This window comes from Pseudomonas sp. B14-6, assembly GCF_013260315.1.
In the GTDB taxonomy this organism is placed as follows: domain Bacteria; phylum Pseudomonadota; class Gammaproteobacteria; order Pseudomonadales; family Pseudomonadaceae; genus Aquipseudomonas; species Aquipseudomonas mandelii.
This window is the reverse complement of record NZ_CP053929.1, coordinates 1,003,820-1,017,230: the sequence shown is the minus strand read 5'-3', so window position 1 is coordinate 1,017,230 and position 13,411 is coordinate 1,003,820. Positions and strand designations below refer to the sequence as shown.

The following is a 13,411-nucleotide window of genomic DNA, read 5'->3' as shown; positions in this document are numbered from 1 at the left end:
TCATGCTCAATAAAAATCCTTTCCCAAGCGGCCTATCAACTTGGGACGATCAAGATGCTGCAACATCTCTTGATGACAAAGCGTTTACCGCCCCGCCCGCCTTGACCAACGCTGAACTGGTTCATCTGCGTGTCCGAGTGATTGCCTTGGAAAACCTGGTCATCGCCCTGCTGGCCGATGGTTCGGAACATCAGTTCGCCATTGCGCGAGAAATGGCCACCTACATATCCCCCAGACCCGGTTTTACCCAGCATCCGCTGACCATTCACGCAGCCGAACAGATGACCCACACCGTCGAGCGCGCCCAGCGATTTCGCCAGCGTGATGAGGCATCGGTTTAATTGCTCGAAACTTGATGCCAATCATTATTGTTCGCAGCAAAGCTTCCTAGACTCGGGCTCCTACTCGTCAATGCCCAGGAAGAAATTATGCGTACCCCCTTGTCGCATTCGCTTGCCCTGCTCTTGCTCACACCGCTGGCTCACGCTAAGGAATACCCGATCGGTGAACCACAGTTGTGTCCTGGGCTGGAAGTCGGGGCGGTGTATTTGCAGCCGATCGAGATGGCACCTGCTGGAATGATGCGGGCCACCGCGGATTCCGATGTGCATCTGGAAGCCGACATTCGCGCCACGGCGGACAATCGACAGGGCTTTCAGGAAGGCAGTTTCGTGCCTTACCTCAATGTCTCGTTCAATCTGAAAAAACAGGGCAGCGAGAACGAACTCAAAGGCGATTTCCACGCCATGGTCGCCAATGACGGGCCGCACTATGGCGACAATGTAAAGCTGCTCGGCCCAGGCAAATATCAGCTGACCTTCACCGTCCTGCCACCCGGCGGTCATGGGTCCCTTGGCCGTCATACCGATAAGGAAACCGGCGTAGCCCCCTGGTTTGAACGCTGCGAATTGCACTACGAGTTCATCTACGCCGGCATTGGTAAAAAAGGCGGCTATTGAATGAAGCGCCTGCAGATTGCCTGGCTGATGCTTGCCGGAGCAGTGGCGCCGTTCACGGCCTATGCCGAATTACCCAGCTATGAACTCAGCCTGCGCGATGGCCACTTCACTCCTGCCCTGTTGGAGGTTCCGGCCGGTCAGCGCTTCAAGATCATCCTGAGAAATATCGGCCAAGGCCCAGCCGAATTTGAGAGCACACCATTGCGGGTTGAAAAAGTACTGTCGCCGGGCGTGACAACCTTCGTGGTCATTCACCCGCTCAGGCCCGGCCACTACCCCTTCTTCGACGAGTTCAATCCACAACTGCCCGAGGGCGGCATCCTCGCGAAATAACCCGTTCAAACACGGAGTTTTCATGTATCAATCAATGTTCATTGTCTGGCGCGAAAGCGTCGAGGCGCTGCTGGTGATCGGCATTCTCCAGGCCTGGGTCAGTCAGCAGCATCAGGGTGATCGGCTGGCGAAGTACTTGTGGGCAGGCGTCGTGCTGGGGTTGATGCTTTCGGGCCTGCTGGCGGTGTTGATTCTGTTTGCCGGTGAGGCCATGAGCGGTTCAGCCAGTGAATGGTTCCAGGCTGCACTTGCGCTGGTGGCCAGCCTGCTGATCGTGCAAATGGTCGGCTGGATGCACCGCCACGGGCGCACGCTCAAGCACGATTTGCAACGACACGCTGATAGCCACCTGGCTCGGCATGGTGGCGCGGGTCTGTTACTGCTGGCCCTGCTCGCCGTCAGCCGCGAAGGCAGTGAAACGGTAGTCTTTCTCTATGGCTCCGGTGCTCAGTTGCGAGGTCCGCAGCTCAGTTTGTTTGTCGTCGGCGGCGCAATGGGATTGGTGCTGTCGGCGCTGACCATTGCCTTGCTGCACAGCAGTCGCCGGTTCATCTCGTGGCAGCGATTCTTTTCCATCAGCGAAGCTGTTTTGCTGATACTCGGCGCGGCGTTGCTGGTCAGCGGTACCGAGCGAATTGGCGGCCAATTACTCGCCATGGATTTACCGGAGGTGATGTACAGCCTCGTTGGTGATGCGCTTTGGGACAGCAGTGCCTTGCTCAGCGACAGCCATGGACTGGGTGGTTTTGTTGCCGGTTTTGCCGGTTATCGTGCGACGCCCAGCGGCATGACGTTACTGGTGCTGGCCGGTTATTGGCTGACCGTCGGGGGTTGGCTGCGCCAGCGTGCTGTGGAAAAAGTCCCATGCCTGAGCTGAGTCGCCGCAATCAATGGCTGCAGCGCCTGGGCGACGGCATGCGTCGTCACGCGCCCGTCATCCGTGCCGTGCAGTGGGTCGTTGTACTGTTTTACGCGTTGCTGTTGGTGATCCCGGCGGTGTTGCCGCTGCCGGACAGCCAGGCACGGCTGCTCGATAACCTGACCCTGTTCGCGCAGTTTTTGTTCTGGGGCATTTGGTGGCCGTTCGTGTTGCTGTCGATCGTACTGTTTGGACGAATCTGGTGTGGCGTTCTCTGTCCGGAAGGCTCACTCAGCGAATGGGCCAGCCATTACGGCAAAGGTTTGGGTGTACCGCGCTGGTTGCGCTGGGGCGGCTGGCCAACCCTGGCGTTCTGCCTGACAACCCTCTACGGCCAGTTGATCAGCGTCTATGACTACGCCCAGGCGGCGCTGTTGATTCTGGGCGGTTCGACCGTCGCCGCGGTCGTCGTCGGGTTGCTGTTCGCCCGAGGCAAGCGGGTCTGGTGCCGTTACCTGTGCCCGGTCAGTGGCGTCTTCGCCCTGCTCGCCCGACTGGCGCCCGTGCATTTTCAGGTCGACGAACAACGCTGGATGGAAAACGCCGCGCCACGCCTGCCGCCGCCCAACTGCGCGCCCTTGCTCGATATCCGTCGTATGCAAGGCGCCAGTGACTGCCATGCCTGCGGACGTTGCAGCGGACAACGCGGCGCGGTTCAGCTGATCGCGCGCTCCAGCAACCAAGAGATTCTTCATGCGACGGCGCAGACGCTTTCACCATGGGACGCGCGTCTATTGCTGTTCGGTGTGATCGGTCTGGCCATGGGCGCCTTTCAGTGGACGGTCAGCCCATGGTTCGTCGCCCTCAAACAAACCCTCGCCCAATGGCTGGTCGAGCACGACCAACTCTGGGCCCTTGAGGACAACGCGCCCTGGTGGCTGCTGACCCATTACCCGCAGCTCAACGACAGCTTCAGCTGGCTCGACGGTTTCAGCATCGTCGCTTACTTGAGTTTGAGTTCGATGGTGTTGGGCACGGCGTTGATGATCCTTCTGCGCCTGACGGCTCGGCTAGCACAAGATCCTGCACTGTATTGGCCCCTGGCGCTGACACTCACGCCCTTGGGTGGTGCGGGATTGTTTCTAGGGCTGTCGGCCACAACGGTGAAATTGCTGCGCTATGAAGGTCTGCTGCTTGAGTGGGTACAACCGGCCAGGGCTTGTCTGTTAATGGCTGCGATGGGCTGGAGCCTGTTGCTGGGTTGGAAACGGCTGGACCGCGAAGGCCTTTCCCAGGTTCGTCGCTGCGCTGGCAGCACTTGCCTGTTACTCGCCATCGGCTTGGTAGGGTTCGACTGGTGGTTGCAGTTCTGGGGCTGGTCCTGAGCGCCCTCATCCACAACCACCAACCCGAATTACCTAGACTTTAAAACGCGCCACCGTCTGGTGCAGCGCCCCGGCCATCTGCGCCAAATCGTGACCTGCGGTGTGAGTATGTTGGGCACCCAGCAAGACCTGCTCTGACAAGTTGCGAATCCCCATCAGATTGCGGTCCACCTCACGCGCCACCAATGCCTGCTCCTCCGTAGCGCTGGCAATCATCATGTTGCGCTCGTTGATCTGCGAGATCGACCGGGTGATTTCATCCAATGCATCGCCCGACCGTTGCGCCACTTCCAGGGTGGCCCGCACCAGGTTGCTGCTGCTTTGCATGGCCGTCACCGCATGCCCGGTATCGAGACGAATGTTGCCGATCATCTGCTCGATTTCCTGGGTGGACTCTTGAGTGCGATGCGCCAGGGCGCGCACTTCATCGGCGACCACGGCAAAACCGCGTCCGGCATCACCGGCACGAGCCGCTTCAATGGCCGCGTTAAGGGCCAGTAAATTGGTCTGCTCGGCGATGCTGCGAATCACGTCCAGCACCTTGCTGATGTCCTGCACCCGGCCCGCCAGTTGCTCGATGCGCTGTGAGGTGTCGGTGACCCCATCGGCCAGTGCGCCGATTGAAACCACGGTTTCCTGAACCTGTTCACGCCCGCGTTGCGCGGTTTGCTCGGACTGCCGCGAGGCCTCGGAGGTGCTGACCGCATTGCGCGCCACTTCATCGACCGCAGCGGTCATCTGGTTCACGGCGGTGGCCGCCTGCTCGATCTCCAGCCCTTGCAATTGCAGGTTGCTGCTGGTCTGGCTGCTGACCGCACTCAGCTCTTCGGAGGAACTGGCCACCTGGTCCACCGACATCGCGATGTGCCTGACCATGGCATTCAGACTTTGCTGCATCTGATGCATGTTCATCATCACGCTGCCGCCGGCACTTGAGTTCACGGGTACCTGAATCGTCAGGTCGCCTTGAGCGATCTGACTTAAAAACCGTGCGGCATCGTCCGGCTCGCCGCCCAATGGACGGGTCACACTGCGCGTGACGATCACCGCCGCGGCGATGACCAGCGCCACACAGAACAAAAACAACCCGAGCATATTGCGCCGGGCATCGCTGTACAACGCCTGCGCTGATTGTTCTCTGTCGGCGAATATTTTGCCTTGCAGCGCCATCAATTGATCCAGGCTGCCATAAACCTCGCGTTCGGCCGGCACGACCTTTTGTTTCAGCTGTGCCATGGCGTCATCGAAAGCCCCTTGCCGGATCAACACCTGCACTTGAGTGAACGCCGCCACGTAGGCTTCACGATTCTTCTTCAACGCGGCATAAGCGGTTTTGCCCTCTGGCAAATAGAACAATGGTTCAAGCGTATCGAGTGCCTGGGTAATCCGTTTCTTGGTAGCGTCGATTGACTGCTGCACCTGCTGATTATCTTTATCGATCAGTAGATCCCGGGTGTTCCTGGCGTTATCACGTACGCCGGTGGCGATGACCATGATCGGATCGATCTTCGGCCAGTCCTGCTTGACGATTACTACCGCCTGTTCCTTGAGCGTTGCCAGATCGTGCAACGCGTAAAACGCCATGCCCATCAGCGCCAACGGCGCGATGGCAAAGCCGATGACGATACGTTGTGCTGTCGTTAATTTGGCCATATCAAATGCTCCCTGTTTGATACCTGCCGATTGGCAGCGCATTTGAAAACCTAATGATGGATGTCACCGTTAAACGTTGATTCGCAGCCACGGTTACCCCCGTAACACGAAAGCGGGAAACAGCTCGCGCATGGCTTCCCATAAGTCAGGTAGCAAGGCTTGTGCCGAAATACTCGGCAGCAACGGGTCGAACATCCGCTCGGTGCGAACCAGTTGCACGGCGAAACGCTTGACGCCGAGTTCGCTCAAGCGCTTGGCGAGGATCAGCAGACGCGCCGGTTCAAACAGATGCCAGTGCACGGTGGTACGACATTCATAATCGACACCACTGGCCAGCAGATGCTCAAGACTGCGCCAATTGGCGGTACCGCTGCCTTCGACCCGGGTGATCGCCTGGCAATCCTCCGGCAGCGCCTTCACATCGAAGCCAACCCAATCAGCGCCAGGCAATGCCTTGGCGAACGCAGCCGGCTTGATACCGGCACTGTGCAAACCAATGCGAAACCCCATCGCCCGCACCTCCTCCATGGCGCCGAGCAAACCGTCCTGCAGGGTCGGCTCACCGCCACTGAACACCACCGCATCGAGCAGGTCCTGACGCCGTTGCAGAAACGCCAGCACCCGCCGCCATTCCACTTCGTCTGTGCCACGAGGCGGGATCAACTGCGGGTTATGGCAGTAACGACAACGCCAGGCGCAACCCTGGCAAAACAGCACGCAGGCGAGCTGTCCCGGATAGTCGATAGTGGTCAGGGGCACCATGCCCCCGACCCGAAGCGTTCGACTCATTGGCGCCCGGCCAGCGCCGCGCTTTCAGTGAAGTGCACCCGCTCACGGTGCTCCGACTGTTTACCCGGATTGAACGCTGACACAGGGCGGTGATAGCCCATCACCCGGGTCCAGACTTCGCAGCGTTGACGTTGAGCCTGGGGCAGTGCTTGCGATGCAGTCATGGTGAAGCTCCTTGCGGTTGAGTGGATCGAAATCAATGAACGGTGCCGAGCTTCTGTTCTTGCAGCAGCAAGACCTCGTCGCATTTGGGGCAGAACTCATGCTCGCCATCGAGGTAGCCGTGCACCGGGCAGATGGAGAACGTCGGGGTCACGGTCAGGTACGGCAGGCGGAAGCGGCCAAGCGCTTTGCGCACCAGTTGCTTGCACGCCTCGGTCGAGGAAATCCGCTCGGCCATGTACAGATGCAAGACGGTGCCGCCGGTGTATTTGCATTGCAGTTCGTCTTGAAGCTCCAGGGCCTCGAAGGGGTCTTCGGTGTAGCCCACGGGCAGTTGGGAAGAGTTGGTGTAATACGGCGCTTGCACGCTGCCAGCCTGGAGAATGCCGGGGTAACGCTTGAGGTCTTCCTTGGCGAAGCGGTAAGTCGTGCCCTCGGCCGGCGTCGCTTCCAGGTTGTACATGTGGCCGGTTTCCTCTTGAAAACGCAGCAACGTGGCGCGCACATGATCGAGCATGTTCAGGGCAAACTGCCGGCCATGCTCGGTGTGCATGCCCTCCTCGTCGCCGGTGAAATTGCGCAGCATTTCATGCATGCCGTTGAGGCCGATGGTCGAGAAATGGTTGCGCAGGGTTCCGAGGTAGCGCTTGGTGTACGGGTACAAACCGGCATCCATGTGGTGCTGAATCACCTTGCGCTTGACCTCCAGGCTTTCCATCGCCAGTTCCATCAGTGTGTCCAGGCGCTGCAATAATCCACTGGTATCACCCTTGAACACATACCCCAGCCGTGCGCAGTTGATGGTGACAACGCCAAGCGATCCGGTCTGTTCCGCTGAGCCGAACAAGCCGCCGCCACGCTTGAGCAACTCGCGCACATCGAGCTGCAAACGGCAGCACATTGAACGCACCTGATTGGGTTGCAGATCAGAATTGAGGAAGTTCTGGAAATACGGCAGGCCGTACCGCGCGGTCATCTCGAACAGACGATCGGCGTTTTCACTGTCCCACGGAAAGTCATGGGTGATGTTGTAGGTCGGGATCGGAAAGGTGAACACCCGCCCTTTCGCGTCGCCGGCCTGCATCACTTCGATGTAAGCGCGGTTGAGCAGCTCCATTTCGGCTTGCAGGTCACCATAGGCAAACGGCATTTCTTCACCGCCGATGACGGGTATTTGCTCACGCAAATCCTGGGGGCACACCCAGTCGAAGGTCAGGTTGGTAAATGGCGTCTGCGTGCCCCAGCGTGACGGTACGTTGAGGTTGTAGATGAACTCCTGGATCGCCTGGCGTACTTCCTGAAAACTCAGTTGATCCTTGCGCACGTAGGGCGCCAGATAGGTGTCGAACGAGCTGAACGCCTGGGCACCGGCCCATTCGTTTTGCAGGGTGCCGAGAAAATTCACCATCTGCCCCAAGGCACTGCTCAAGTGCTTTGGCGGACCGGCTTCAACACGCCCCGGCACACCGTTGAGCCCTTCGTGCAACAGGGTGCGCAGCGACCAGCCGGCGCAGTAACCGGCGAGCATGTCGAGGTCGTGCACATGCAAATCCGCCTCGCGGTGGGCCTGGCCTATGGCCTCGCTGTACACCTCGTCCAGCCAGTAGTTGGCAGTGACCTTGCCCGACACGTTCAACACCAGTCCGCCCAGTGAATACCCCTGATTGGCGTTGGCCTGGACCCGCCAGTCTTCACGGTCCAGGTATTCGTTCATCGAAGTCGCCACCTCGACCATGGTCCGGCGGTCGCGGCGCAAGCGCCCGTGCTGTTCGCGGTAGACGATGTAGGCACGCATGGCGAGGAAATATCCGGCGTCCATCAACACCCGTTCAACACGGTCCTGGATTTGCTCGACATGGAGTCTTGGCAAACCTTCGAGCCTGGCCAATACCGCGTTAAGCAAGCCTTCAACCTCAACCTCGGCGTACTCCCCCGTCGCCTTGCCGGCGGCGATCAATGCCTGACGGATTTTGTCGGCATCGAAGGCGACCTGACTGCCATCGCGTTTGTGCAAGCGGTTACATCCTACTGCGATCAGCGTGCTTTGCATTTGGCCTCCAGACACTACATATAGACTTAAAAAAATCTAAAACCACAACATGCAGTGAAGGCTACGGAAAAAGTGCTGATCTGCAATTGATCGACATCAAGATTCCCCGGCGAAAGAACGTCCGATGACGGCAGAAGAAAATCTAATGTGGGAGCGAGCCTGCTCGCGATGGCTGCAGCACGCTCAACATTGATGTCGATTGTTCTACCGCTATCGCGAGCAGGCTCGCTCCCACAGTGATTTGCTGTGTTTTACAGATCAGCTCAACCGCCACTCATGTTCATGAACCGTACAATCTGCACCTCCCCTTCGGGGCTGAAATCGTGGCGCAACGGTTTGCCGCGCAAGGCCTTCTGCACGGCATTGATCACGGGCTGATCATCCAGCGGATAACGCCGCAGCAATCCTCTTAAATCCAGGGCATCGTCCTGCCCTAAACACAGCAACAGCTTCCCTTCAACGGTCATCCGTACCCGGTTGCAGCTGCCGCAGAAGTTGTGGCTGTTGGGTGAAATGAAGCCGATCCGGGTCTCTGGATGGCGTTCCAGACGCACATAGCGTGCCGGTCCGCCGCTGTTTTCGGTGCTGTCGAGTAACCGATGCTGGCTGGCGATCAGCGACCGAACCTCGTCGCTGGAACACAACGATTCACCCCGGGAACGCCCGACATCGCCCAAGGGCATTTCCTCGATGAAACTGATATCGATGCGCTGGTCGATGGCGTACTGCACCAACGCCGGGACTTCATCAAAGTTGCGGCCCTTCATCACCACGCAGTTGAGTTTGATCCGCTCGAACCCCGCGTCCCGTGCTGCCTCGATGCCGTTGAGCACTTGATCGAGATCGCCAATGCGGGTGATCGCGCGAAACTTCTGCCCGTCCAGGCTATCGAGGCTGATGTTCATCCGCTTCACCCCGGCATCGACCAACGGCCGGGCCAGACGGCCCAGCTGCGAGCCGTTGCTGGTCATCACCAATTCGCGCAAACCGGGCAACGCGGCGATGTTGCGACAAAGTTCGACAATGCCCGGACGAATCAGCGGCTCGCCGCCGGTCAGGCGAATCTTGCGTACACCCAGGCCAACGAACAGCGTTGCCAAACGCTGCAACTCTTCAAGGGTGAGCACCTGCTGACGCGGCAGGAAGGTCATGTTTTTGGCCATGCAATACACACAGCGAAAATCACAGCGGTCCGTCACCGACATCCGCAGATAATCAATCTGCCGTCCAAAGCCATCCTGCATTACAGCGTTCATCACATCTCCCGGTTTGCCTCGATGCTCACTGCACCAGCGGTGAGTCGGCGCCCTGCAAATGGATACCGCGAATATCCGCCGCACCAATCAGGGTTTGCAGGTATTGCACCAGGGCTTTTTGCCACACGCCTTGCTGCAACTGCGTGCGGATCGCCGTCGACACCACTTCATAGGGCAACGGCATGCCTTCGATCCGCTGATCGACACTGACCACATGCCAGCCGTAGCGACTTTCCAGCGGTTTGCTGGCCAGGCCCGGTGCCAGAGTGAACAACTGACGTTCCAGTTCAGGCACGGTCTGGCCCTTACTGATCTGCCCCAAAGAACCACCCTGAGCCTTCGAAGGGCAGGCCGAATATTTCAACGCCAGTTCGGCGAAAGTGCCGGGGAATTCATCCAGACGTTGCAGCAGGACTTCCGCCTGAACATGCGCAAGGCTGCGCGCCTCTACATCGTCCGGCGCACATTCGAGCAGGATGTGCCGTACCGCCAGCAATGGTGCGCTGTGAAAGCGCCCGCGATTGTTTTCGTAGTAACGAAGACTGGTTTCCTCGTCGCACTGCGGCACATGCACCTCGCGTTCAAGCAACAAACGCGTGGCCGCTTCTTCTTCGTTCTCGCCAGCACCGATCTCCATCGATACGCCGAGTTCGGCAATGCGCTGCTGCAACAACTCGCGGATCACCAACGCCCTGGCGGCCAGGTACACCGCTTCTTCGCGGCTTTCGGCCGGATGATATTGCAGCTCCAGCGCCATCGCTTCCGGGGTGATCGACACCTCGTTGACGCTGATGATCGGCCACTCCTGTTCACTGCTGGCGATCAACTGCGCCGGGGCGTCATCGGCCCCTGCGGGCTCAACCGGCAGCGCCTCGAACTGCGCCTCTGCGACCGGCGCCATGTCGAGAACGGCCTCCGCTTTTTTTGAAGAACCGCAGCCACCGCTGCCCCCATTACCGCCACCACATCCGCATCCACCTGACATGATTGTCTCCTCAGTACTTCTGACGAACGATTTGATAACGACGCCCCAGGTACCAGATCGGTGCGCTGATCATGTGTACGAGACGGGTGAAGGGGAACAGCACAAACAGGGTCAAACCGAGAAACACATGCAGCTTGTAGATCAGCCCGACCGGCGCGATGGCCGCCGCGGCTTCCACCGGACGCAACAACACGGTGTTCTGTGCCCAATCGGCGAGCATCACCATCACCGAGCCGTCCATGTGCGCGGTGGACGCAACGATCGTCAGCAGCCCCAGCAGCAACTGCGCCAGCAGCACCAGCAGAACCAGAATGTCCGAGGGGCTGGACGTGGCGCGGACCCGTGGATCGGTGAGCCGCCGATTGACCAGCATCAGCAAGCCAATCAGGCACAACAGACCAAAGAAGCCACCGGACACCATCGCCAGCAACTGCTTGTTCTCAGTGCTGATCACGTGGTGATACACCGACGCCGGGGTCAGCAGGCCGACAAAGTGTCCGGCCAGTACGAACAACACACCGATGTGGAAAAAGTTGCTCGCCACGCGCATGCCGCGCTGATTGAGCATCTGGCTCGAGCCGGCCTTCCAGGTGTACTGCGACAGATCGAAACGCGCCCAGCTGCCAATCAGGCAAATCGCCAGGGCGACGTAGGGATAGACCCCGAACAACAACAGGTTCCATTTAGACATTGCCTACCTCCTTGGCCGGCACGACGGCCAACCCTTCATGCTGAAAATCCACCCAGTGCAACGGCACCGCGCTTTCTTCCCGGGCCTTGCCCGGTGCGCTTGGCAGTCCACTGCAACGGTCCTGCTGTTCGGCCTGGAGAAAGTCCACGGCCTCCTCTTCCCAGATCTTGTCGAGGGCTTCCAGGGAGTCGTCGCGCGGCTCCGCCGCCACCTGCGCCCGCAGGTCGGCCACCGCTTGATGCGGCTCGGCCCCGGCAATTTGCAGCAGCGCCCGGAAGCAGCTGGCATAGGCACTTTCACGCTCTTCAAGACGCGCCGCGAGCAAGGCCAGCAAGTGCGACACATCCGCCAGGCCCTCCCGGGCCTCGATGTCTTCGCGGGTGGACAGGAACTCCAGGTACAGCGGGATGTAATCGGGCAGCTCTTTGACACCGATGGCAAAACCGGCTTCTTCGTATTGCGCCATCATGTCGACCATCGCCTGGCCACGATCGCGGGATTCGCCATGCACGTGCTCGAACAAGAGCAGCGACAGCGAGCGACCTCGACCGAACAGCGCACCGTAGTGCTCCTGCCCATCCATCAGGTCATTGGCGCAGATCAACTCCAACAATTCGAACAACGCGCCGCGTTGCTTGGGGCTGATTTCCCGTGACTGGATGATCGCTTGCTCGAGTTCGTCGCGACCGCCAATCAGTGTCTCGGTCGGGTAATCGAGCAGCAGCGAAATCACTTTGAGAATTTGCATGCTCATTCCTCCCACAACTGGACGGTTTTCAGGATGTCGCGGCGGTTGGCTTTCTTCGCACCGAACATGTTGGTGTCGGAACTGCCGCTGCAGCCGCTACCAAAGCTGAAACCGCAACCGGAGCGCTCGGCAAAGGCGTCGCTCATGGCGTCTTCACGGTGCGCGCTCGGTACCACAAAGCGGTCTTCGTAGTTGGCGATTGCCAGGTAGCGATACATCTCCTCGACCTGGGCCACACTCAGGCCGACATCCGCCAGCACCTGCAGGTCCTGCACGCCGTCGACTTGCTCGGAACGTTTGTAGGCGCGCATCGCCAGCAAGCGTTTAAGCGCACGCTTGACCGGTTTTTCATCACCCGCCGTCAGCAGGTTCGCCAGGTACTTCAGGGGAATACGCAGGCTGTCGACATCCGGGATCACCCCGTTCATGCCGACGGTGCCGGCAGTGGCAGCGTTCTGGATCGGCGACAGTGGCGGCACGTACCAGACCATCGGCAAGGTGCGGTATTCCGGGTGCAGCGGCAGGGCGAGTTTCCAGTCCACGGCCATTTTGTAGACCGGCGAACGCTGGGCTGAATCGATCACCGATTGCGGTACGCCATCGGCCAGGGCCTGACGAATCACTGCCGGATCGTTCGGATCGAGGAAGATCTCCAGTTGTTTCTCGTACAGGTCCTGCTCATTGGCGGTGCTCGCCACTTCGCTGATGCGGTCGGCGTCATACAGCAGCACGCCGAGGTAGCGGATGCGCCCGACGCAAGTTTCCGCGCAAACGGTCGGCATCCCGGCTTCGATACGCGGGTAGCAGAAGATGCATTTCTCGGACTTACCGCTTTTCCAGTTGAAATAGATCTTCTTGTACGGGCAGCCGCTGATGCACATCCGCCAGCCACGGCATTTCTCCTGGTCGATCAGGACAATGCCGTCTTCTTCACGCTTGTAGATCGCCCCGCTCGGGCACGACGCCGCGCACGTCGGGTTGAGGCAGTGCTCGCACAGGCGCGGCAAATACATCATGAACGTGTTTTCGTACTCGCCGTAAATGTCCGCCTGAATCTTGTCGAAGTTCTTGTCCTTGCGACGTTTGGCGAATTCGGTGCCGAGGATTTCTTCCCAGTTCGGACCCCACTCGATTTTTTCCATGCGCTTGCCGGAGATCAGCGAACGCGGACGCGCGGTGGGTTGATGCTCGCCCAGCGGCGCGGTGTGCAGGTGCTGGTAATCGAAATCGAACGGTTCGTAGTAGTCGTCGAGGCTCGGCAGGTCCGGGTTGGCGAAAATGTTTGCCAGCACGCGGAATTTACCGCCGATGCGCGGGTTGATCGTGCCGTTGGCGTTGCGGATCCAGCCGCCCTTCCACTTGTCCTGGTTTTCCCATTCTTTCGGGTAGCCGATCCCGGGTTTTGATTCGACGTTGTTGAACCAGGCGTATTCCATGCCTTCGCGGCTGGTCCAGACGTTTTTGCAGGTGATCGAACAGGTGTGGCAACCGATGCATTTGTCCAGGTTCAGAACCATGCCGATTTGTGAGCGAATCTTCAT

General features: G+C 59.3%; 14 protein-coding genes and 1 pseudogene. 5 read left to right on the top strand and 10 right to left on the bottom strand.

Annotated features, from left to right (window positions below; genetic code table 11):
- Nucleotides 1-2 precede the first annotated feature (2 nt).
- From HP062_RS04620 to HP062_RS04600, 5 genes are all read left to right on the top strand, one after another.
- Nucleotides 3-341 (top strand): hypothetical protein, encoded by a 339-nt coding sequence (locus HP062_RS04620; RefSeq protein WP_172790917.1) that lies wholly within the window; start codon nucleotides 3-5, stop codon nucleotides 339-341.
- Nucleotides 342-428: 87 nt separating this feature from the next.
- Complete coding sequence (locus tag HP062_RS04615; RefSeq protein WP_172790916.1) at nucleotides 429-959, top strand: iron transporter; 531 nt, start codon at nucleotides 429-431, stop codon at nucleotides 957-959.
- Nucleotides 960-1,292 (top strand): cupredoxin domain-containing protein, encoded by a 333-nt coding sequence (locus HP062_RS04610; protein ID WP_077748444.1) that lies wholly within the window; start codon nucleotides 960-962, stop codon nucleotides 1,290-1,292. It begins immediately after the preceding gene.
- A gap of 22 nt (nucleotides 1,293-1,314) precedes the next feature.
- Nucleotides 1,315-2,169 carry an FTR1 family protein gene (locus HP062_RS04605; RefSeq protein ID WP_172790915.1) on the top strand — a complete coding sequence of 285 codons (855 nt, stop codon included), beginning with the start codon at nucleotides 1,315-1,317 and terminating at the stop codon, nucleotides 2,167-2,169.
- On the top strand, nucleotides 2,157-3,536 hold the full coding sequence (locus HP062_RS04600; protein ID WP_172790914.1) for a 4Fe-4S binding protein: 1,380 nt from the start codon (nucleotides 2,157-2,159) through the stop codon (nucleotides 3,534-3,536). Before HP062_RS04605 ends, HP062_RS04600 begins: the two co-directional genes overlap by 13 nt.
- A 33-nt stretch (nucleotides 3,537-3,569) precedes the next feature.
- Here the strand turns inward: HP062_RS04600 and HP062_RS04595 are convergent, their stop codons facing one another.
- The 10 genes and pseudogenes from HP062_RS04595 to narH form a co-directional block, all read right to left on the bottom strand.
- The gene (locus HP062_RS04595) at nucleotides 3,570-4,706 is read right to left on the bottom strand and encodes a methyl-accepting chemotaxis protein (protein ID WP_372242836.1); all 1,137 of its coding nucleotides are present in this window, start codon (nucleotides 4,704-4,706) and stop codon (nucleotides 3,570-3,572) included.
- A gap of 3 nt (nucleotides 4,707-4,709) precedes the next feature.
- Nucleotides 4,710-5,120 (bottom strand): annotated as a pseudogene (locus HP062_RS31405) (MCP four helix bundle domain-containing protein); the annotation flags it as partial.
- A 162-nt stretch (nucleotides 5,121-5,282) separates the two neighbouring features.
- A complete protein-coding gene (locus HP062_RS04590) occupies nucleotides 5,283-5,978 on the bottom strand; it encodes an anaerobic ribonucleoside-triphosphate reductase activating protein (protein ID WP_172790913.1) in 696 nt (231 codons plus the stop codon).
- On the bottom strand, nucleotides 5,975-6,142 hold the full coding sequence (gene nrdD, locus HP062_RS04585; protein WP_010460242.1) for an anaerobic ribonucleoside-triphosphate reductase: 168 nt from the start codon (nucleotides 6,140-6,142) through the stop codon (nucleotides 5,975-5,977). Before nrdD ends, HP062_RS04590 begins: the two co-directional genes overlap by 4 nt.
- A gap of 32 nt (nucleotides 6,143-6,174) precedes the next feature.
- Nucleotides 6,175-8,190, bottom strand: a complete 2,016-nt coding sequence (locus tag HP062_RS04580; RefSeq protein ID WP_083376764.1) for a ribonucleoside triphosphate reductase — start codon at nucleotides 8,188-8,190, stop codon at nucleotides 6,175-6,177.
- 263 nt (nucleotides 8,191-8,453) lie between these two features.
- Nucleotides 8,454-9,446: a GTP 3',8-cyclase MoaA gene (gene moaA, locus HP062_RS04575; RefSeq protein WP_154911717.1), complete on the bottom strand. Its 993-nt coding sequence runs from the start codon at nucleotides 9,444-9,446 to the stop codon at nucleotides 8,454-8,456.
- Between the two features lie 25 nt (nucleotides 9,447-9,471).
- On the bottom strand, nucleotides 9,472-10,431 hold the full coding sequence (locus HP062_RS04570; RefSeq protein WP_077748439.1) for a peptidylprolyl isomerase: 960 nt from the start codon (nucleotides 10,429-10,431) through the stop codon (nucleotides 9,472-9,474).
- Between the two features lie 10 nt (nucleotides 10,432-10,441).
- Nucleotides 10,442-11,122: a respiratory nitrate reductase subunit gamma gene (gene narI / locus HP062_RS04565; RefSeq protein WP_010460234.1), complete on the bottom strand. Its 681-nt coding sequence runs from the start codon at nucleotides 11,120-11,122 to the stop codon at nucleotides 10,442-10,444.
- Nucleotides 11,115-11,870, bottom strand: a complete 756-nt coding sequence (gene narJ / locus HP062_RS04560) for a nitrate reductase molybdenum cofactor assembly chaperone (protein ID WP_010460232.1) — start codon at nucleotides 11,868-11,870, stop codon at nucleotides 11,115-11,117. The genes narI and narJ overlap by 8 nt, the downstream gene beginning before the upstream one ends.
- A 2-nt stretch (nucleotides 11,871-11,872) precedes the next feature.
- On the bottom strand, nucleotides 11,873-13,411 hold the full coding sequence (gene narH, locus HP062_RS04555; protein WP_010460230.1) for a nitrate reductase subunit beta: 1,539 nt from the start codon (nucleotides 13,409-13,411) through the stop codon (nucleotides 11,873-11,875).